General features: G+C 62.8%; 14 protein-coding genes. 6 read left to right on the top strand and 8 right to left on the bottom strand.

Going from position 1 to position 19040, the window contains the following annotated elements; all coding sequences use genetic code 11:
- Positions 1-135: 135 nt before the first annotated feature.
- The 5 genes from PCO31110_RS22975 to PCO31110_RS22955 form a co-directional block, all read right to left on the bottom strand.
- On the bottom strand, positions 136-1140 hold the full coding sequence (locus tag PCO31110_RS22975) for an ABC transporter substrate-binding protein (protein WP_010804171.1): 1005 nt from the start codon (positions 1138-1140) through the stop codon (positions 136-138).
- Between the two features lie 109 nt (positions 1141-1249).
- Complete coding sequence (locus PCO31110_RS22970) at positions 1250-2212, bottom strand: LysR family transcriptional regulator (protein WP_010804172.1); 963 nt, start codon at positions 2210-2212, stop codon at positions 1250-1252.
- Between the two features lie 603 nt (positions 2213-2815).
- Positions 2816-4339 carry a glycosyltransferase family 39 protein gene (locus tag PCO31110_RS22965; protein WP_081636266.1) on the bottom strand — a complete coding sequence of 508 codons (1524 nt, stop codon included), beginning with the start codon at positions 4337-4339 and terminating at the stop codon, positions 2816-2818.
- Positions 4340-4558: 219 nt separating this feature from the next.
- Positions 4559-4966 (bottom strand): hypothetical protein, encoded by a 408-nt coding sequence (locus PCO31110_RS22960; RefSeq protein WP_010804174.1) that lies wholly within the window; start codon positions 4964-4966, stop codon positions 4559-4561.
- Between the two features lie 33 nt (positions 4967-4999).
- Positions 5000-6301 carry an aspartate aminotransferase family protein gene (locus PCO31110_RS22955; RefSeq protein WP_010804175.1) on the bottom strand — a complete coding sequence of 434 codons (1302 nt, stop codon included), beginning with the start codon at positions 6299-6301 and terminating at the stop codon, positions 5000-5002.
- 104 nt (positions 6302-6405) lie between these two features.
- Here PCO31110_RS22955 and PCO31110_RS22950 point away from each other — a divergent pair, with 104 nt between their 5' ends.
- Positions 6406-7296 carry a LysR substrate-binding domain-containing protein gene (locus tag PCO31110_RS22950; RefSeq protein WP_150691474.1) on the top strand — a complete coding sequence of 297 codons (891 nt, stop codon included), beginning with the start codon at positions 6406-6408 and terminating at the stop codon, positions 7294-7296.
- On the opposite strand, the gene PCO31110_RS25805 is transcribed toward PCO31110_RS22950, so the two are convergent.
- Positions 7266-7571: a hypothetical protein gene (locus PCO31110_RS25805; protein WP_168162909.1), complete on the bottom strand. Its 306-nt coding sequence runs from the start codon at positions 7569-7571 to the stop codon at positions 7266-7268. The genes PCO31110_RS22950 and PCO31110_RS25805 overlap by 31 nt on opposite strands.
- A 141-nt stretch (positions 7572-7712) precedes the next feature.
- On the opposite strand from PCO31110_RS25805, the gene PCO31110_RS22945 reads away from it, so the two are divergent.
- Positions 7713-8105 (top strand): carboxymuconolactone decarboxylase family protein, encoded by a 393-nt coding sequence (locus tag PCO31110_RS22945; RefSeq protein WP_010804178.1) that lies wholly within the window; start codon positions 7713-7715, stop codon positions 8103-8105.
- Between the two features lie 309 nt (positions 8106-8414).
- A complete protein-coding gene (epsC, locus tag PCO31110_RS22940) occupies positions 8415-9356 on the top strand; it encodes a serine O-acetyltransferase EpsC (RefSeq protein WP_150691473.1) in 942 nt (313 codons plus the stop codon).
- A 26-nt stretch (positions 9357-9382) separates the two neighbouring features.
- Here the strand turns inward: epsC and PCO31110_RS22935 are convergent, their stop codons facing one another.
- Together PCO31110_RS22935 and chrA are read right to left on the bottom strand one after the other, a co-directional pair.
- Entirely contained in the window at positions 9383-10408 is a 1026-nt protein-coding gene (locus tag PCO31110_RS22935) for a MerR family transcriptional regulator (RefSeq protein ID WP_150691472.1), read from the bottom strand.
- Positions 10409-10527: 119 nt separating this feature from the next.
- Entirely contained in the window at positions 10528-11760 is a 1233-nt protein-coding gene (gene chrA, locus PCO31110_RS22930) for a chromate efflux transporter (RefSeq protein ID WP_246189948.1), read from the bottom strand.
- A 428-nt stretch (positions 11761-12188) separates the two neighbouring features.
- Between chrA and PCO31110_RS22925 the strand changes: the two genes are divergently transcribed.
- The 3 genes from PCO31110_RS22925 to PCO31110_RS22915 all read left to right on the top strand — a co-directional run bounded on the left by PCO31110_RS22925 (position 12189) and on the right by PCO31110_RS22915 (position 18929).
- A complete protein-coding gene (locus PCO31110_RS22925) occupies positions 12189-15518 on the top strand; it encodes a deaminase domain-containing protein (RefSeq protein ID WP_150691470.1) in 3330 nt (1109 codons plus the stop codon).
- A gap of 131 nt (positions 15519-15649) precedes the next feature.
- Positions 15650-17389 (top strand): ABC transporter ATP-binding protein, encoded by a 1740-nt coding sequence (locus tag PCO31110_RS22920; protein WP_010804183.1) that lies wholly within the window; start codon positions 15650-15652, stop codon positions 17387-17389.
- Positions 17390-17759: 370 nt separating this feature from the next.
- Positions 17760-18929, top strand: coding sequence for a GGDEF domain-containing protein (locus PCO31110_RS22915; protein ID WP_246189947.1), 1170 nt, complete (start codon positions 17760-17762; stop codon positions 18927-18929).
- The last annotated feature ends 111 nt before the right edge of the window (positions 18930-19040 follow it).

The raw sequence follows: 19040 nt of genomic DNA, 5'->3' as shown, positions 1-19040 counted from the left end.
AACACGACCACGGACGCAAATCCCACGCCGAGCAACGTGGCGCGGGACGGTTGACGATGATTCACTATCAGACTCCTCGAGTGCGCACCAGTGAGTCGATAGACAGGCACTGGCGCACTGATCCAGCCGCAGGGCTTACAGATACGACGTGTTGATCCACTGGCGCACGGCCGGTGCCTTATCGATCTGCTTGTACGTGACCAGCATGTCGGCCAGACGCTGCAGACCATCGACATAGTTGCCGGGCGACTTGAGCAACTGCGTTTGCTGCGCGAGGCTGTACCACTCGGCGCCCTTGATCGTCTCGATCTGGTCGAGCGCCGACATGCCGGTCAGGGCGATCAGCGAGCGAGCTGCCTCGTCCGGCTTGTCGCGCAGTGTCTGGCAGGCATCGAAATACACCTTGAGGTACTTGCGAACCGTGTCCGCATTCTTCTCTGCCCACGCGTTGCGCACGATCAGCACATCCGGGCCCGGCGTTACGTTGTACTTCTTGTAGAGCGAGAACTGCGTGTCGTCGGCGAGCAGCTTCATACCCGACATGGCGCGAATGCGATTGAACTGCGGCGTCCATGCGGCGGCGGCATCGATCTGACCGGATTGAATCGCACCGGGTAATTCGGGGGCGGGCACATTGAGTATCGTCACGTCGTTCGACAGACCTGCGCTACCCAGCAGATCGAGCACCAGCAGATGTGCGCTTGAGGCGAACGTCACGCCCAGCTTCTTGCCCTTCAGGTCCTGGAGCGAATTCACGCCGTCGCGCACGAACAGACCTTCGACGCGACCGAAGCTATCCGGGATCGCCACGATAGAAAAGTGCTTCGAGCCACGGGCCATCAGCGCGAGCGCCGACACGATGCCGGTACAGGCGATATCGATACCGCCCGAGAGCACGGCGCTCATGCGTGCGGATGACGTGCCGAACGCCTGCCATTGTTGGTCGATGCCAGCGCTTGCGAGCGTCCCGGACTTCATGGCGAGGTAGGCCGGATAGTGACCGAGCCATGCTGAACCGCCGTATTGCACCGTGGCGGCGTCTGCTGCGCGGGCGATTCCCGGCAGGGCCAGCCCGCCGGCGGCGGCTGCGGCAGTGAGGGTGGCGCTGGTGTGAAGGAACTTGCGTCGTGAAGGGTTCATGCGTGTCTCCATGTTGGCTGTGTGTTATTCGCGTTGAACAATGGGTGCGCTTCAGGTGAGATTCATCTGGCCCGGCACCCGGGGCGTGGCTTGAATTCGTTGGTCATCATCAGCACAGCGTCAGGCGTTCGCCTAGCCACGGCATGATGCGGCGCAGTTCCGGAAAGGCTTCCTGCGAGAGTGCGAGACGACCGGCGAGAAAACACTGCGAGGCCATCTCCGACACTTCGCCTTCGCGCGATACCTGATAGATCGTGCGAGACAGGGCTGGACCGGGCAGCGGCAGTGCGGCTAGTTCGGGGAGTGATGCGCGTCCTTGCAGCAGGCACATCGGGGTGGCAATAGTGAAGCCGAGATCGGCGGCGACCATTGACATCACGATGTCCGAGGTATCGATTTCGAGGTGCATGCGTGGCGAGTGGCCTGTGCGGCGCAGGTGACGTTCGATGACTGCGCCGAAATGAGAGCGGCCGGAAAAGCGAATCAGAGGCAGGGAACGGATCAGTTCGCTCAGATCGGCTTTTGCGAGATCGGCCTCCCGCGCCTTTGGCACCACGACGATAAACGGCTCAGTGAAAATCGGGCGGCGCACGAGGCGTTCCATGTCGTTCATCGGGTCGCTTGTCACGATGAGGTCGAGGTGACGGGCGAGCAGCGCTTGTGCGTGGCCGTTGGCGAGGCCGGACCAGAGCAGGAGTTCGCTGGTGCTGCCTGACATTTGCCGGACGATGGATGGGCCGACAGTGGCGGCGAACGAATCGATCATGCCGACGCGGACGGCGGCCCGGCTAGCGACATCGGCGTCTTGAACCTGAGCGATGAGCCGGTCCATGTCGTCGACGATTTGGCGGGCGTGGCGAGAGAGAGCGAGTCCGGCGGGGGTGAGCTTGAGCGGGCGGCGTGAGCGATCGAGCACTCGGGTGCCAACCGTCTGTTCGACTTGTGCGATGGCTTGAGAAATGGCTGACTGCGTGATACCGAGTGTACCGGCGGCGCGGGAGAGGCTGCCTGCGGAGGCGACGGCTTCGAAGATCCGCAACGATCTGACGTCGAGGTCTGCGCGCTTCTTCATCGGCGTGTCTCCATGTCCGGTCGGTGAATATCAGAAGGCAGGAATCGTCTTTCTGAAGTGCCGCGATGAGTCGATATAAGAATTTCTGACGATTGTAGGAATGAAGGGGGTGAAAACAAAAACAAATTAAGAAAAACTAATACTTTGTATAAGAGTGTGAGAATCCCGGGCAAGAGGGGGGATGGAGACGCGCCTTTGAACTAGAACCAGATAGATGAAATTGGGGAAGTCTGAGCCGGAGGGGGAGGTTGCGTGGGAGGAACCGAGGGAGAGGAGAGGGACGGACCGGGGCGCCTTTCTGCAGCGAGTTGGGTTTATGTTTGAGAGGCGGAAAGGGGCCCCGGTCCGTCTGACAGTGGGTGTGTGAAGCGGGAGGGCGGAAGAGTTAGGAGTGGGGGGGAAAGCGGAACATCTGACGACGCCCCGGATACGGCGGTGCGGTCGTCAGAGCGGGCGATAGGCGAGTCGGGGGGGGCGAGGCTTGATCGCGTCAATCGATGCGGCTCCGGTGACTCCCGGTCGTGGCGCTGGCGCTGGCCAGCGCCAGCGCGAATGGGCCGGACGGGGCCTGGAGGACGCTCTGGGCGCATCGACACCGGCTATTCACGATTGAGGGGCAATGTAGGTCACGCACAGCGGGATGGGCGAGGTGCCGCCGTGATAGGAAAACGGGACGGTTTCACGAGCGTCGATCACGAGCGTGGGCCATTGCGCCAGCGTGCGCGTAAAGCTGGCGCGTGGGCAGGATTGCCCCGGCGGCCCGAGGAGGATGGCACCGTGCGCACGGACGTCCGCTTCGTCGATGTCTTTCGTATAGATGTTGGGACGGCGCGTCTCCGACCATCGCATGAGCAGGCGCGGGTTGCCCGGTGCGTAGAACGTCAGCCACGTTGCGACGTGGTCGTGACCGACGTAGCGCAGGGGCATGTGATAGCGCGCCTGCCAGCGCTGTTCCAGTGTCACGCTCGCCACCTTGATGCCGCTGAACTTTTGTCCTGCGTTGCGCAGATTGGCGCTCAGAAATACGACGTAGCCGGCCATCACCAACAGGCCGGCGGCGGGCAGCCAGCGTGCAATGCGCCATGAGCGAACGGCTATGCCAGGCTGCACGCAGGCGACCAGCACGGCGGGCAATGAGACGGCAAATGGCTGGAGCCATTCGGAGATGCGTCCGCCGTTATGCAAGGTGAAGTACAGCAGGATCGGGAGCAGTGGCAGTAACAGGACACCCGCAACGATTCGGGCATCGATCGGTGGCCGTCTAAATCGTACGCCGGCGATACGCATTACGAGCGCCAGTACCGCGACCGGATAGAACGCCGTCAGTGCACCGCAAAGCGCACGAGCATTCAGTCGCGGTTTGATTTGATCGTCCACCCAGCGAAACGCGGCGAAGTCGTGATGGGCAAGCCAGACGACGTTGGGAGCGATCAGCGCAACGAAGATCCCCAATCCGAGCAGGAAGGCCGGGTGGCGGTAGTGACGTCGTGCTTGCGGTGTGCTGAGGGTGACGACGAACATGGCGCCGAGTAGCGCAAACGTCGAGTACTTCGTCATGGCCGCCAGCCCGGCGACGACGGCAAACGCGGGCCAGTATCGCGGCGAGTCGAGCAGGGCGCGAATGAAAAGCCAGAGCATCCACGGCCAGAGCATGACGAGCAGATAGTTGTCGTTGTACGGAAGGATGTCGATGTTGATCGCGCCCGACAAATGCAGGCTCAGCATGGCAAGCCAGGCGAGGCCACGCTCCCCCGACAGTCGATACGCCAGATGCCAGACGCCGAGCATGCCGATGGCGACGGCGGCGAAATGCGATGCATACCAATAGATGGCCATTGCCTGGCTGTCGAGACCAAGGACGGGCCACATCGAGAACCCGACCAGCCACGGGTTCTTCGGCGTTCCCCATTCGGCATTGCGCGCCCAGTTGAAGGCTTCGATGGCATCGAAAGGCACGGTCGGGTCGAGTGACGCGCTTACAAGCGTCCAGACGATCGCGTAGATCGACACGTAAAACGCAGGCGAACGCGGAATGGCGCGCGTAAGGCTCGCCAAGCGCTCGAGGGAGGCTAAGGTGGAGGTAGCCAGGTAGGGGTTGTCCGGTACGGACACGTCGTGTTTTTGCATGCGCGCTTCGACTCAAAGCTCGTGCATGTGTTCGCGCCACCGTTTTGCAATCCGAATCAAATGAAATGGATTGATAATCGGGTGGAGTGCATTGATTCTTTTGGTGTTTTTTAATTTTCGATGCAGCCGGAGACGCTAACCTGATCAAATATGTTCACATATCAGAACAAAATAAAACGAATGAAAAAGAATGGCAACAAATTGGCGATGTGCTAGGCGTCACGCGCTATCTTCGGGCGCGTCCACGATCAGGGCGGGGTTCAGGCGCCGGATGCGCTGATCGATGAAGTATCCGCCACCTTCCTGATAGCGAAGATAGAGGCGCCCGCATTCGCGGCATCGGCAGACGTTCGCGCGGTTGTATGGAAAGTAGCGAGGCGCAATCGGGGCGTCGACAGTCCAATACGACGTGCCGTCGGGGTGATACTCACTGAACGTCGGCTCTTGCGAGTCGTGTAATGCCATGAGCGTGCCCATGGCTTCCAGTTGATCGTCGGGTAGCGAGTTCGGCAGACTGGCCCAGCCGTCGAGCGGGGTTTTCGTGCATTGGCAGGCGGTGGAGATATGACCGGCCGATTGGGCGAGCGCGACGAGCGCCGCGTGATCGAGATAGGTGAGATCGCTCATGCGTAATGTTGGGCTGGCTTTGCGTGGGGTTCGTTACAGCGACCGCTCGATGGCCCGACCGAGCAACGACAGGCCAAGATCGATTTCTTCCTCGCTGACGGTCAACGGCGGCGCGATGCGAAAAACGCCTCCCATGCCGGGCAGTTGGACGATGTTCATGCTGAGGCCGAGATTCATGCATTCGCGCGTGATCTTCGCGCCGAGGCCATCTGCCGGCGCTTTGGTGCGGCGGTCCTTGACGATCTCCATCCCGAGCAGGAGGCCGCGCCCGCGCACATCCCCCACGCACTCGAAGCGTTCCATCAGGCCGAGCAACCCGCTGCGCAGACGCTCGCCCATGACATTGGCGCGGGCCACCAGGCCGTCGCGGGCTACCACGTCGAGCACGCGCAGGCCGACGGCCGCCGGTAGCGGGTCGGAAACATGGGTGGTATAGAACAGATAGCCACGCTCGTGGGCGCGATCCTCGATCTGGGCCGACGTCACGATGGCGGCGAGCGGCAGCCCGGCGCCAAGGGTCTTCGACAGGGTCAGAATGTCCGGCGTCACGCCGTCTCGTTCGAAGGCGAACATCGTGCCGGTGCGGCCGACGCCGGTCTGCGCTTCGTCGAGAATCAGCAACATGCCGCGCGCTTCGCACTTGCGCTTGAGCGCCGCCAGATAGCCGGGTGGCAACTCGATGATGCCCCCCGAGCTAAGAATCGGCTCCGCAATGAAGGCGGCGAGATTACCGCTGGACTGGCGATCGATCAGGTCGAACGCGTAGTCCAGCTCGGCGAGATAGTCGTACTGTCCGGCGGGGCCGAAGCGCGGGCGGTAAGTGAACGGCGCGGGAATCGCGAATGAGCCCACCGCGGCAGGCCCGACGCCTTGGCGGCCAGCACTGTAAGTCGCCGACGCTGCCGCGCCGGTCATGCCATGCCACGACTGTGCGAAACCGACGATTTCGTACTTGCCGGTCACGAGCTTCGCCATGCGAATGGCCGCCTCGTTCGACTCGGCACCGGTGCTCAGCAGCATGACCCGGTCCAGCCCCTGCGGCGTGAGATCGGCGAGTCGCTTGGCAAGATCGACCACGGGGCGCGAGAGCATGCCGCTGAACAGGTGATCAAGTCGGCCGATGGATTCGGTAACGACCGAGACAATATCGGGATGGCTATGGCCAAGTACTGCACTCATCTGGCCTGAGGTGAAGTCGAGAATTGCCCGGCCGTCGGCGTCGTAGACGAAGCTGCCTTGCGCCCGCTCGATGATCATCGGCTCGAACGTACCGCCGTAGCGAATCAGATGCTGCCGGGCATTGCGCCAGAAGTCGGCGTCTTGGTTCTTGGACACGAGGAAATCTCCGGTAGGCAAAGCGACAAGGCGACAAAGGGGGAGCGTCAATCGCCGCTTGCAGTCTAAGCAGCGCTCTGCTTTCATGGAAGCGAATAATATTAATGAAAGATAGAAGTGAGACTAATATCTTGAGTATGTCTCTTGATATCGATCTGCTGCGCTCGTTCGTCGCGATTGCCCAGGCCGGCTCGCTGAGCCGCGCGGCTCAGCGAATTGCCCGCACGCAGTCGGCGCTGAGCCAACAGATGAAACGTCTGGAAGCCATCGTCGATCAGCCACTGTTGCAGCGCACCGGGCGAGGCGTTGTGCTGACGAGCCCCGGCGAGCGCCTGCTTGGGCATGCACAGAGAATTCTCCGGACGCACGATGAAGCGATGGCGGATATGTCGGGGCGCGGACTGAGCGGCACCATCCGCTTCGGCTGTCCGGACGACTATGCGAGCGCATTTCTGCCCCATCTCCTGCGCGAGTTCGCCGTGGCGCACCCACATGCGCTGGTCGAGGTCATTTGCGGGCCGACGCCGCGGCTGCTTGAACAACTGAAACGGCACGCGCTGGATCTGGCGCTGATTTCCCTGCCGGAAGGGGTGGACGAGGGCAGTGTGATCCGCCGCGAGCCGTTGGTGTGGATCGGGAATCCGGGGCTGGAAGCGGTGCTTGCCAATGCCGTAGAGCCATTGCCGCTGGCGTTGTCCGACCCCGACACGCTCGACCATATTGCGGCATGCGAGGCGTTGACGCAGGTGGGCCGGGCGTATCGCATTGCCTATGCGAGCAGCAGTTTGTCCGGGCTGATAGCGTTGGCGCGTTCGGGGCAAGCGTTTGCCGTCATGACGCAGACCGCAGTGCCCGCAGATTTACGCATTGTTACAGGTGATACGCTGCCGACGTTGCCGTCTGTCGGGATTACGGTAAAGTTCGATCGCGCACGCCCGAATCACCTGAGCATGGCGTTTGCCGATCACATCCGGCAGACACTGGCGGTGTTGTAGCAGGGGAAACGGATAGGGCGCTTCAGCCCGTTCCTGTCCGGGTGAATTTGAAGCACAATTGCGCGTGGTGTCGAGGCGGGGACAGCAGCATCCGCGCTATTCAAGAAAATGTCGGGTTCCGGGCCTTCGGAATATGCAACGAAGGCGGAGAATCCGGGGGTGATTCCGTTTTTTGTATCGAGGTCGATATGTTGTCGCGTTTCGTGGCATTTTTCCTGGTGATCGGTTCGCTGCTCTCTCTGGCAGCCTGCAATACTGTCGATGGCGTCGGCCAAGATATCTCTGGCGCCGCGCGCACCGTCAAGCGGGCACTGTAAGCCGCGCTGGCACCGGGCTGTGCCAGGGGCCGGTGTCATTGAGGAATGCTTGTAATCTACGGCTTCACTTCATCAACGACTATCCGGTACAGCCCATCCATGAGCCAGCAAAAGCCCGTTGAATATGCATCCGCCACGCCCGAGGTCAAGGCCGTCTTCGATGACATTAAGACCACTCGCGGCGTGCCCGACGTCAACAATTTCTGGAAGTACATTGCCCAGCACCCGCCGACACTCGAGCGCACGTGGGACAGCATCAAGGACGTGATGGCGCCGGGCGCACTCGATCCGCTCATCAAGGAACTGATCTACGTGGCAGTCAGTGTCACGAACAACTGCGGATATTGCGTGGCCAGCCACACGGCAGCGGCACGGCGCGCAGGTATGACTGACGAAATGTTCGGCGAGCTGCTTGCGGTTGTCGGCATGGCCAACGAAACGAATCGGCTCGCAGTGGGGTATCGCGTGCCGGTCGATCCCGCGTTCGAGTAATTCAGGCCAAAGTTAACACCCCCCCCTCCGGAACGGACCTTGGCCCCTTTCCGCCTCTCAGACATAGCCCCAACTCGCTGCAGAAAGGGGCCAAGGTCCGTCCCCGTTCACGTCCATTGGGCTTCTCTTCTCTTCTTTTCTTTTTGGCCTCTTGCCTCAGGGGCCCCGCTCTCTCATTCGATTGCCCAGAAACCATGTCGCGACAGGTGCTTTGGAAACCCGTTATGCTTCTTTGCTTAATGCTTCGCGTAACCCGCTTTCCGGTGACAGGTTTTTGTCATCGTATTTGCTTTTCAGGAGTTCCCGCTCGTGGCCGCTTTCGAAATCGACGATATCGTCTCCTCACTGCACTCGGCACGCCTGCGCTGGCGTGACAGCCAACGTCGCCTGCTCGAATCCGGTGGACGCGATTTGCCCTCCCGTGAACGACTCGCAGAAATCATCACGCGACTTAAAGGCGTCCTCTTTCCCATGCGCCTCGGACCCCTCGACCTTCACCAGCAAGGCGAAAACTATTTCGTCGGCCATACCCTCACCAGCGTCCTCAACGACCTCTCGGAACAAGCCCACCTCGAATGGCGCTATAAGGCCCGGCACAACGCCGAAATCACCCAGGCCCTCATCGAGGAACGCGCCCACTCAGCCATTCAACAGTTCGCCCGCAAACTCCCGGAAATCCGCGAACTGCTCGACTGCGATGTGCTCGCCGCCTATCAAGGCGACCCTGCCGCCGGCAGCGTCGATGAAGTCCTGATCTGCTACCCCGGCATCCACGCCATGATCCATCACCGGATCGCCCACGAACTCTATCGCCTCGAACTGCCACTGCTCGCCCGCATCATCGCCGAACAAGCCCACTCGGAAACCGGTATCGATATCCACCCCGGTGCCCAAATCGGTGCCGGCTTCTTTATCGACCACGGTACCGGCGTGGTCATCGGCGAGACCGCAATCCTCGGCCAACGCGTGCGCGTCTATCAAGCCGTCACACTCGGCGCCAAACGCTTCCCCGCCGATGACGACGGCAATCCGCGCAAGGGACTCGCTCGCCACCCGATCGTGGAAGACAATGTGGTCATTTATGCCGGTGCGACAATTCTCGGCCGAGTCACGATCGGTCAAGGATCCGTCATCGGCGGCAACGTCTGGCTAACGCAAGACGTTCCCCCCTACAGCAACATCACTCAAGCCCGCTCCCGCACGGAAGCCGGTTCGCCCCCCGTCTCCGGATGCGATAACGACCCATCCTGATCCATGCGCCGCCGCAACACTTTCCTTCAAACCGTCTGCGGCGGTGCAGCAATTCGCGCCCGCACTTCCGGCGACGCCAGACACGTCGCCACCGCCTCGAAGCCCGGCGCACCAGCGTAGGGCGCTACGCGCACCGGCGGACTGTGATTGGCCGGACACAATACGATGGCCTCGTCAGAGCCAACAGCCGCCAGGTCGAGAATGGCCGACGAACGCGTCATCACGAAGAGCGGCTGCCTCCGCATCTTGATATATCTGCGCAAGTAGCGAATCAGCGCTTCCTGTGTGCTTCGCACAAGATCCTGTTCGATCAAGTCGATGACCAACGCCCCGGCACGTTCACCCTCCAGCGATACAAGCAGCACGGTCAGTGCGTCGCACGCTGCGGCGCCTTCGTCCCGCAACCACGCCGTCGCGTGATCGACGCGTGCGCGTAGCGCTACGTCACGCTCAAGCGCGTGACGTGCGGCATGGCACCCTTCTCCCAGTCGATCCAGCCCTAGAAACGTGGCGTCTGGTAACGCCTGCGCCAGTCGCATCGCCAACCGGGTCTTGCCGCTCCCCAGCGATCCGATGATGTAGTTCAAGGGACGAATGTCTCGCCATTCAAACCACTCGCCACCCCACGGCCACGGCAGTTCAAAGGCGACGCTCGGGGCCGCCTGTTCCACGAGGCCAGGTAATTCGCCTTCGGCAGGCATTCGACCTGCAGCCAGTCCCGCACGCAGGCTCCTCACTGTCTCCAGCCGGCGCAGTCGATCACGAATCTCGTCGTCAAGCACACGCTCGTGCGCAGCCAACGCGCTCGCCAATGTTTGCGGATCACCTCCGCTCAGTACGCGGGCGACCTGCGCCAGGCTTAACCCCAAGGCGCGCAGTGCGACCACTTCAGCAGCCCGCGCCATGTCGTCCGGGCCATAGATGCGATAGCCCGCCGCCGTTCGACCCGGCGAAACCAATCCGTGCTGCTCATAAAGCCGCAAAGCCTTGTTCGAGACGCCCAGCCGTCGCGCAGCATCCGACGCATTCAGGCAGACCGCAGAATCCTTCATCGTTCACCTCGTTGTGTTGACCGGTGGACGCTATCGTCAGGCTGGCCCCAAGGGGCAGGTCAACAATGATCGACGTTGCATCGAACGGGTGCCCAACACCAGGCGAGCGCCACCGCTCGTCAGGCAAGCCCTGCCGCGCCCGCGACGGCGCATAACGCGACCACGGCAAGCGGCGGGGCTTTCCATCGGGTCAACAGGACGAAGGCAACGGCGGCGACGGCAAAATCGGCGGGACGGTGCACCGCGCTTGTCCACACCGGCGAGTACAACGCGGAAGCCAGAATGCCAACGACCGCTGCGTTCACTCCGGCCAGCATCGCGGCAGTCGTCGCCCGCTCCCGCAGCGCTTGCCAATGCGGCAGGGCAGCGATGACGAGTAGCAATCCCGGCAGGAATATGCCCGCAGTTGCCAGCGTCGCGCCAAGCCACGGATGCGTGGGGCTTCCCGAAAGCCAACCGAGAAACGTCGCGAAGGTGAAGAGCGGCCCGGGCACCGCCTGCGCGGCGCCGTAGCCGGCGAGGAAGTCGTTGGCCGATACCCATCCCGTTACGACGGTCTGCTCCTGAAGCAGCGGCAACACGACGTGACCACCACCGAACACGAGCGCCCCGGCACGGTAGAAGCCGTCAAGCACCCCCACGGCGCGATCGCCGGTGAGCTGGTACAACACGGGAAGGCCGAACAGCAGGGTGACGAAGAGCACGAGCGCTAGGGCCCCCGTCGTGCGCGAGATCCGGAATCGAAGCGGCGACGCTGTCTGGCTTACCGTCGGATCGGCCGAGCGCAGCAGTGCGTAGCCGAGCGCCGCACCCAGCGCGATCACGATGAGTTGGGCAAACTGCGTGGTCGCGAACGCGAGAATGACGATCGCGACCAAGGCGATGCCTGCGCGACGTGTGTCCGGGCATAGCCGTCTCGCCATGTCCCAGACGGCCTGCGCCACGACAGCGACTGCCATCAGCTTGAGCCCATGCAGTACGCCATCCCCCACGGGGCCGCCAAGACGCGGTGCCACGATGGCGAATACAAGCAGCAGCAATACGGAGGGCAGCGTGAACCCGCACCACGCGGCGACCCCTCCCAGCCAGCCGGCGCGCAGCAATCCGATAGAGAATCCAACCTGACTGCTCGCCGGTCCGGGGAGAAACTGGCACAAGCCGACCAGATCCACGAAGCTCGCGTCGTCGAGCCAGCGGCGGCGCTCGACGAACTCCCGCCGGAAGTAGCCGATGTGGGCAACCGGTCCGCCAAAGCTGGTCAGGCCCAGTACGAGAAACGCACGTAACACGTCGAGTGCGGCGCGTAGATTCGAGGGGGCGGCGCCGGAGACTGCCTCGCTATCGGTTTTCAAGGAAGGGCTCAATGTAAGTGATCTGCAGTGCGAAAACGGCATAAGCATAGCCTGAAGGCGGTGACGCGAGCGTGACGAGCCCCCCGCGCGCCGATGCGCTCCAGCTTACGCGATGTTCGTCTGCCAATCACTTGCCCCCCGACGTATGGACTAAGTCCGAGACGGATCGACCGGTGCCGTCGCAGATCTCATCGGGAAACGCGGCGGGACCGAGGTTCGCTGAACTCGTGCTATTCCCAAATGTGACGCTGGGCCGGATGCCGAAGTGAAAACTGCCACAAACGGCGGTTCGTTTCAACAATCGTGCGGCCTTGAGCCGCGATAGCGTGTGCCCATTCTGCCGCGAGCGTTGTGCCTTGCGATGGCGCGAAGGCACGTCGTGGCAGGACTTACGGGAGACATGCCAAGTGACACGATTGCATCACGCAATGCCACACCATACCCATCGCTTTGTCGCGCATACGCGCGACGCAAAACGGAGCGGCCAGCATTTATCGTTTGTCGACGACTGGCGCGCCGGTGCGCCGATGCTCCGGCGGGAGGTGCGTCAGGCGACCCATCTGCGCACGACACGTCGACTGATCTCACCGCAGACGCGACCTGCGCAGGCTCCCCGGGAACCAGGGCGTGCCCCAGGTCGCGAGGTATCGAGAGCGGTCTTTGCACTCACGCTGCTGACGGTGGCAGGCGTTGCCGGCGCGGCCACCATGCGTTCCGGCGCGACCGGCAGCCAGGCTGCCAGCTTGGGGGCGCTCGGGCGCAGGAGCATGTTCACGGAGTCCATGGCAACCTTGCCGCCCGTACCGCCGTCGCACTCGGCGGCTGTGTCCGGCATCAACGCTTTGCTGGGGGCACAGCCGTCGCATCCGGCCAGTGGCGACGTGTTGGCACAGTGCGTGCCCGTAGGGCACACTCAACCGCTCGGTATTTCGCCTGCACCGGCGAATAGCGACGAAGCACAACGCGCGGGTTTGATGACTTACCGGGAGGACCTTCAGCGAGTCGTCGTCTCCATGATTCGCGAAGCCGTGGCGGCATCGGACGATGCAACTCGCGCCGCATTTGCCAGTGCCGAAGTGCTGAGTCCAAGGTATATGGTGCTTCGTGTGAAGAAACGTGATGCCCAGGGGCAACGTATCCCGCTGCTATACATCGCACCCTATGGCATTGCCTTGTACCTTCGCGATGAGCGCGGTCGTTGGCAAGCGTTCGCGTTATCGCTGTCGCCGAATGCGCCGTCGCTCGTCACGCCCATCGCAGCGTGCGGCCCTCGTGGCCGGCTCGGGACTTGGTGCCTCGCAGAAACACTGGGCCCCGTGTTCTGGGGGGAGCGATGGGCATCAATCGAATCCTCCATCGACGAAGAAGATGACCTGAGATTCATTGGCACGCGGGCAGGAGCGACGGTTTCGCCGGGATGGCCGTCCCCGGAGACACCCGTTCTCGACTCCCCTGACATGGAGGAGGTGGCTGAGATACTGCTCGAGAAGGTGATGCACAACGGTGCTCAAGATCCTGGGGGGCCGCCGGTCGAAACGCGTTTTCCGCGACTGCCTCGACACGCCACCCTCCGAGCGACGGGTGACGCCAGCGGGCCGAGCGCGCTAGCGTCGCGTCTGGCGCTGTCGGGGCTCGAATGCCTTGCCGCAGTTGTCCGAACGGGGACGTTCGACCAGAGCGCTATCGCTTTGCTACAGCATCTCTGGCCAGATGCGCCCGCGCATTTGCCCGACGGCACGGCAACGTCGCAATCGCCGGCATCGGCGCCGGTGCTGGAGACGTTTTTCCGCGAGTCGTTCAGCAGCCCATTAGGACGTGGCGTGCAGTGGTCCCTGCCGCCGGACGTCTACGTCGAGTACCTTCCGGATCGGGCGCAAAACGGCGTGAAGGTCTTCCAAATCGACGGCGAGCTATATGGCGCGTCGGTAGCGCGTACGCGCAAACACGCCTCGGATCTTCGGCCACTTAAGGACATGCGCGCCGAGTTGGGGCCGGAATCCCTGTGTCGCATCTCGCGCGGCGTCGGGGCCGACGTCGACGGAATGTGTCTCGAATGTCATGGTGAACAGGAAGGCGAAGTCTCGGTCACGGAGCAGGGGGCAACGGTGACACAGCATCAGGTGATCGAGGCGTCGCCGCTCGTGCGCTTGCGTGTCGCAGTATATTCTCAGGCCGTTTCGACTTCCGATGGCGGCCTTGCGTTCTTCGCCTTCGGGCGTCTTGGTCACTTCGACGAGGACGGGGCGCCGCGTGTGTCGGCGCAATCGCCTGTCGTGGACCCCTCGCTCTACGCATCCGAGTTGAACGGCGAACTGACTTACTACGAGCAGGCGTCGACAGACGGCCCGGTCGGAGGGCGGCGCGTGAGGCTGACGCTCGGGAATATGCCGATCGCGGCGCCGTTCGGCACGTATCGGGACAGGCACGGCACGCTGTATGGCGTGATGCAACTCTCGCACGACGTCTACTATCGGTTCACACTGCCGGCCGGCGATGCCGCGAGATCCACTCATCAGGTTCATCTGCATTATCGCCAGGCGGAGCACCGCGATATCCGGGAGTATCGGACTGCGCAAAATCATCGGGCAGCCGCCGAGAATGCGATTGTGTTGCCAACGATCACGTATGGCGAGGCACGAACGCTGTTGCAGTTGTATCTCAAAGTTTGGGAAGCTGCGCCGTCGCCAGCAGAAGTCTGGCGCGGGCTTGAGGATATTTCGCTGTCGGTGGTCGAGGCAAGGCGGGCGATTCACACCTTGACGCAAGCGATCGAACATCGGGTTGCAGCGTCGCGGGCACAGGCCGCATCGCCAGGCGCGAGCGGGTTTTCGCCACCGCCGGCGGAGGTCGACTCGGCATTGATGCCGATGTTCAATCGGTTATGGAGCCGTTGGCAGGGCTATCCGGCGCAGGCCGAAGCGTTCATCAACGCGATTTCGCGTGACTTCGTGTCGCGCCCGGCGCCGCTCGCCGTCTGGTCGCAATTGCCCTTCGTCGGGGATGTGCAGACAACGCGCGACGTGCTGTCGATATTCGAGACGCTGTTCTCCGACATGCCCAACCTGCAGGGGCTCGTCACCGGTTCCGCGCGCGCGGCGCGCGACGTCGGCGATCAGATGCGCGAGGTGTCGAGGAACGCAAACATCGCGGTCGCGGAAGTCACGCTCGTCGACGGTACGCGAACGATTTACTACTGCATGTCAGGGCTTCAGCGAAGGGAGTTGCGAACGCGCGCATCGAACGTGCGCATCGTGGACGCAGGTAAGGCGTACAAGCAGCGGCAAGATAACGTCATCAGTCAACGCCGTAAAGCGCCGCGTACAGGAACGGATGCCACTTTTACGGAACCGCCCCATCTGCGTCACGTAATGGCCGATGCCGACCTGCCGACGTACAACGCCGCGACGCAGGGCGCTCAGGCCCGCACGCTCGACACCGAGCGAATGATCCTGGCGCAGATCTACGCCGATCATCCGTCAGGCGAGAATGTCATTCGCTCAATTGTGATGTGCTCGCGCCTGCCGTTCTGCGATTCGTGCGCGGTCAATCTCGCGATGGTTCCGTACCACTACCCAGATGCCGACCTGCGGTTCTACTACGTGTCGCCGTCACCGCGCGATCGCCGGGTGCAAGGCAGTGCCACATCCGAAGCGCCTGTGCCTGTGCCTGCGGCGACACCGGCAGCGGCGCAGGTGCGAGGTCGCACGGGGGGCGATGCCGGTCGACGGCGCATGACACCCCGTCAGCAGGACGCCTGATCGTTTTTCGCCTATATTGACCGCTCTCGACGCCGATCCCGGCGTCTGATCACTGCCCGCACCGCCGTTCGCCGCATCAAGGCAATGTGCGTTGCGGGCACTGTGCCAATGGGCAAAGGAACGATGCACGCATGACGGTGCCTGAATTCTCCTCGCGCGAGCCCGCCATCGGGCTGGGCAGCGCGGCGCGAGACCTTTACCGTGCGCTTTGGCGTCATGCGAACGGTGTGCGGACGCACTTGCTTGGCGCCGCCGGCTTGCTGTCGGCCGCGCAATTGCTGCGTCTGACCATGCCTTGGCTGGCTGCGCAAGCGATCAACGCGCTTCAGCAAGGCGACATGACGACGGCAGGCCGCTGGATCGTCTACCTCGTCGGTCTCTATCTGTTGTCGTGGATGCTCCACGGTCCGGGCCGGATACTCGAGCGAAACGTCGGGGTGCGCGTGCGTGTGCGACTGGCCGACGAACTCTACGCGCGCATTGCCGCCGCACCGCTGGCATGGCGCGACGGCCGGCATTCGGGCGAGTTGCAGCATCGTGTGGTGCAGTCCAGCCGCGCGCTGTCCGACTTCGCCCAGAATCAGTTCGGCTATCTGCAAAGCGCTTTCAATTTCGTCGGTCCGCTGGTGGCCCTGGCGTTGCTGTCGCGCACGAGCGGCGTGATTGCCGTGACCGGCTATGTCGTCATCGCGCTCATCATCCTGCGCTTCGATCGCGTGCTCATGCAGCTCGCGCGCGCGGAGAACGACGCCGAGCGACGCTATGCGGCAGCGCTGCTCGACTTCGTCGGCAACGCGGGGACAGTGATTGGCCTGCGGTTGCAGGCGGCGTCGCGCAAGGTGCTGGGGCGTCGCATGGATGCGGTAATGGTCCCGCTGCGTCGCACCGTGACGGTGAACGAAGGCAAATGGTTCGCCGTCGATATTCTCGGTATGGGGCTGACGTGGATTCTGGTGGTCGTCTACGTGTTGCAGTCGCGTGAGCCGGGGCAAGCGGTGTTGCTCGGCACGGTGTTCATGATCTATCAGTACGCGCAGCAGGCTGCGACCGTGGTGGGATCGATGGCCTCGAATTTCCAGAGCTTCGCGCGCATGCATACGGATTACGGCAGTGCGGAACCCATCTGGGCGGCACCGAGCGATCCCGACGCGGTCGTGCCCGCCATCGTGCCCGATGCGCCCTGGACGACGCTGGCATTGCGTGGCGTGACGTGGCATTACGCAGACGACGCTCGCGGCGGGCTGCACGGCGTCGATCTCGTGCTCAAGCGCGGATCGCGCGTGGCGCTCGTCGGCCCGAGCGGCGGGGGCAAGAGCACGTTGCTGCGCACGCTCGCGGGGCTCTACCTGCCGCAGCAAGGCAAATTGCTGCGCGACGGTGCCACGGCGCAGTGGGCCGAACTGGGAACACTGGCGACGCTGATCCCGCAAGAGGCGGAAGTGTTCGAGGCGAGCGTGGAGGAAAACCTGACATTCGGCGAACCGGCCGACGCTCAATCCCTGCGTGAGGCCGTGCATGCCGGTGTGTTCGACGATGTACTCGAACACCTTCCCGATGGACTGGCGAGTGCCCTCAACGAGCGCGGCGGCAACCTCTCGGGCGGTCAGCGGCAGCGATTGGCGTTGGCGCGCGGGGCGTTGGCGTCGCAGGGAAGTTCGCTGTTACTGCTCGACGAGCCGACCAGTGCCCTCGACCCGTTGGCTGAAGGCCGGGTGTTCGACCGCATGTATGCGGCATTCCCGACGGCGTGCATCGTCGCTTCGGTGCACCGGCCAAGTCTGCTCGAACGGTTCGACACGATCGTCGTGATGGAGGGCGGGCGAGTGGTGGATTCCGGACCACGCGATGAGGTGCTCGCGCGACGGACTTAACAGCGGTAACAGACGTCATGGACATAACGCCGGCGAGTTCCGAAGGCAGGCGGGTGGCCTGTGAATAGGCGGCACGTTGAACGGCAAAGCGTGCGTCGCTGTTACGTCGTTGCTTTGGCGCCCACGCCGGACACGAATAGGTGTGGCTTGTTTGTCGCGCATCAAAACGACGTCGTTGGTCCTCATCGAATTCGGCTATGCTGGCGTCTGCACGCGCTTAACGGCCGATAATAGAGGTCCTTATACGGGCGTCCATCGATGGTGCGGGGGCACATGTCAGCCCCTGCGGCTGCAGGCGAACCCAAAACTCTGTCACGCTTTCATGTCTATCCCGGCAGTCTTCATCAGCATTGCGATCCTATCGTGCGTCATGAGCGTGGCCGTTCTGGGCTCGCTATTCCAGGCACAAGTCCCTGGGGTGCGCCTTTGGTGCGTGGCAAGCGGACTGCTGGTCATTACCTCCGCACTGCTGCTTTCGGGAACGTCAGACATTGCCGTGGTGACGGCAAGCAGCCTGTTGGTCATCGCCTCGCTTCTCGGCCTGCGCGGCTTCCGGCAATTTCTGAACCAACGAGCCTCGGTCGCCTGGGAGTATGTTGCCCTCGGCGTTATTCTGGTCATGCTGGTCTACTGGACGTTTGTCTCGCCGCACGTCGATGCCCGTAGCGCCATGATTTCGGGCTTCATTGCCTACGTTCGCTTCCATATCGGCTGGTCGGTGCTGAAATACCGGCCACCGGGTCGTCCCAAGTACGCCTATTACTTCGTGTCGATTGCGGCAGCGCTTGGGGCTGTGGTACACGCCGTTCGTGCCATTTCTTACGGGCTCGGGCTCGCCCATGAGACCGTATTTCTGGCGCCGACACCACTGAATGTCATGTTCCTTGGCATGGCGACACTGACATTGCCATGTTTGTCGGTCGGTATGGTGCTGCTGGCCCATGACCGGCTGTCGGATCGAATGGAGCGTCTGGCGACGTTCGACGACCTGACGGGGGTGCTCACACGCCGGGCCTTCATCGCCCGTGCCGAGTCCGTTGCCCACGCGGCGGCGGCGAGAAAGACCGTATTCTCCATCGCCATTCTGGATCTCGATAAATTCAAGCGCATCAACGACCGATATGGGCATGCCGCGGGGGATCTCGCGCTTGCCCGCGTGGCGTCACTGATTTCCCGCGCTGTACGCGAAGACGATGTGGTAGGACGCATTGGCGGCGAAGAGTTTGCGTTATTGCTGCCGTCGTCCACAAAGGATGAGGCAGGGCGCCTTGTCGACCGGCTGCGTGCTATCGTCGCCGCGTCGGGGTCGTGTGTGCCGGGCGCAGAAGAGGTGGTGCCCACACTCAGCGCTGGCGTTGACGCGTACTGCGAGGGCGACACGCTCGCGTCGGTGATGGCGCGAGCCGACGCCGCGCTCTATGCCGCCAAGGCGAACGGCAGAAATTGCGTCATGGTTGCTCCGGCAGTGGACGCCCGCGAATGGAGACGTCTCCCGACAGGGTCAAGCGAGTTGGCTTCCGGCAATATCACCTCCCTTTGACCTGTTAGGCTGGCATCCGGCGTGCCAATTGCGGCGATTGGTTCAGAGCGAGCCGCCGCGAGTTTCGTCTCGGTTTCGGCTATCTGCCGCCCGAGCGCCTCGGCGCGGCGC

The organism is Pandoraea communis (assembly GCF_902459745.1).
In the GTDB taxonomy this organism is placed as follows: Bacteria; Pseudomonadota; Gammaproteobacteria; order Burkholderiales; family Burkholderiaceae; genus Pandoraea; species Pandoraea communis.
Note: the sequence above shows the minus strand (reverse complement) of the source record. Positions and strands in the feature narration are given on the sequence as shown.

What these genes read in the sequence shown, in the direction of transcription:
- PCO31110_RS22960 (WP_010804174.1), bottom strand. Translation starts at nt 4,966, where the DNA reads ATGAGCGATCTCACCTATCTCGATCACGCGGCGCTCGTCGCGCTCGCC.
- PCO31110_RS22950 (WP_150691474.1), top strand. Translation starts at nt 6,406, where the DNA reads ATGAAAGATAGAAGTGAGACTAATATCTTGAGTATGTCTCTTGATATC.
- PCO31110_RS22970 (WP_010804172.1), bottom strand. Translation starts at nt 2,212, where the DNA reads ATGAAGAAGCGCGCAGACCTCGACGTCAGATCGTTGCGGATCTTCGAA.
- PCO31110_RS22945 (WP_010804178.1), top strand. Translation starts at nt 7,713, where the DNA reads ATGAGCCAGCAAAAGCCCGTTGAATATGCATCCGCCACGCCCGAGGTC.
- PCO31110_RS22920 (WP_010804183.1), top strand. Translation starts at nt 15,650, where the DNA reads ATGACGGTGCCTGAATTCTCCTCGCGCGAGCCCGCCATCGGGCTGGGC.
- PCO31110_RS22915 (WP_246189947.1), top strand. Translation starts at nt 17,760, where the DNA reads ATGAGCGTGGCCGTTCTGGGCTCGCTATTCCAGGCACAAGTCCCTGGG.
- PCO31110_RS22965 (WP_081636266.1), bottom strand. Translation starts at nt 4,339, where the DNA reads ATGCAAAAACACGACGTGTCCGTACCGGACAACCCCTACCTGGCTACC.
- PCO31110_RS22975 (WP_010804171.1), bottom strand. Translation starts at nt 1,140, where the DNA reads ATGAACCCTTCACGACGCAAGTTCCTTCACACCAGCGCCACCCTCACT.
- PCO31110_RS22925 (WP_150691470.1), top strand. Translation starts at nt 12,189, where the DNA reads ATGCCACACCATACCCATCGCTTTGTCGCGCATACGCGCGACGCAAAA.
- PCO31110_RS22935 (WP_150691472.1), bottom strand. Translation starts at nt 10,408, where the DNA reads ATGAAGGATTCTGCGGTCTGCCTGAATGCGTCGGATGCTGCGCGACGG.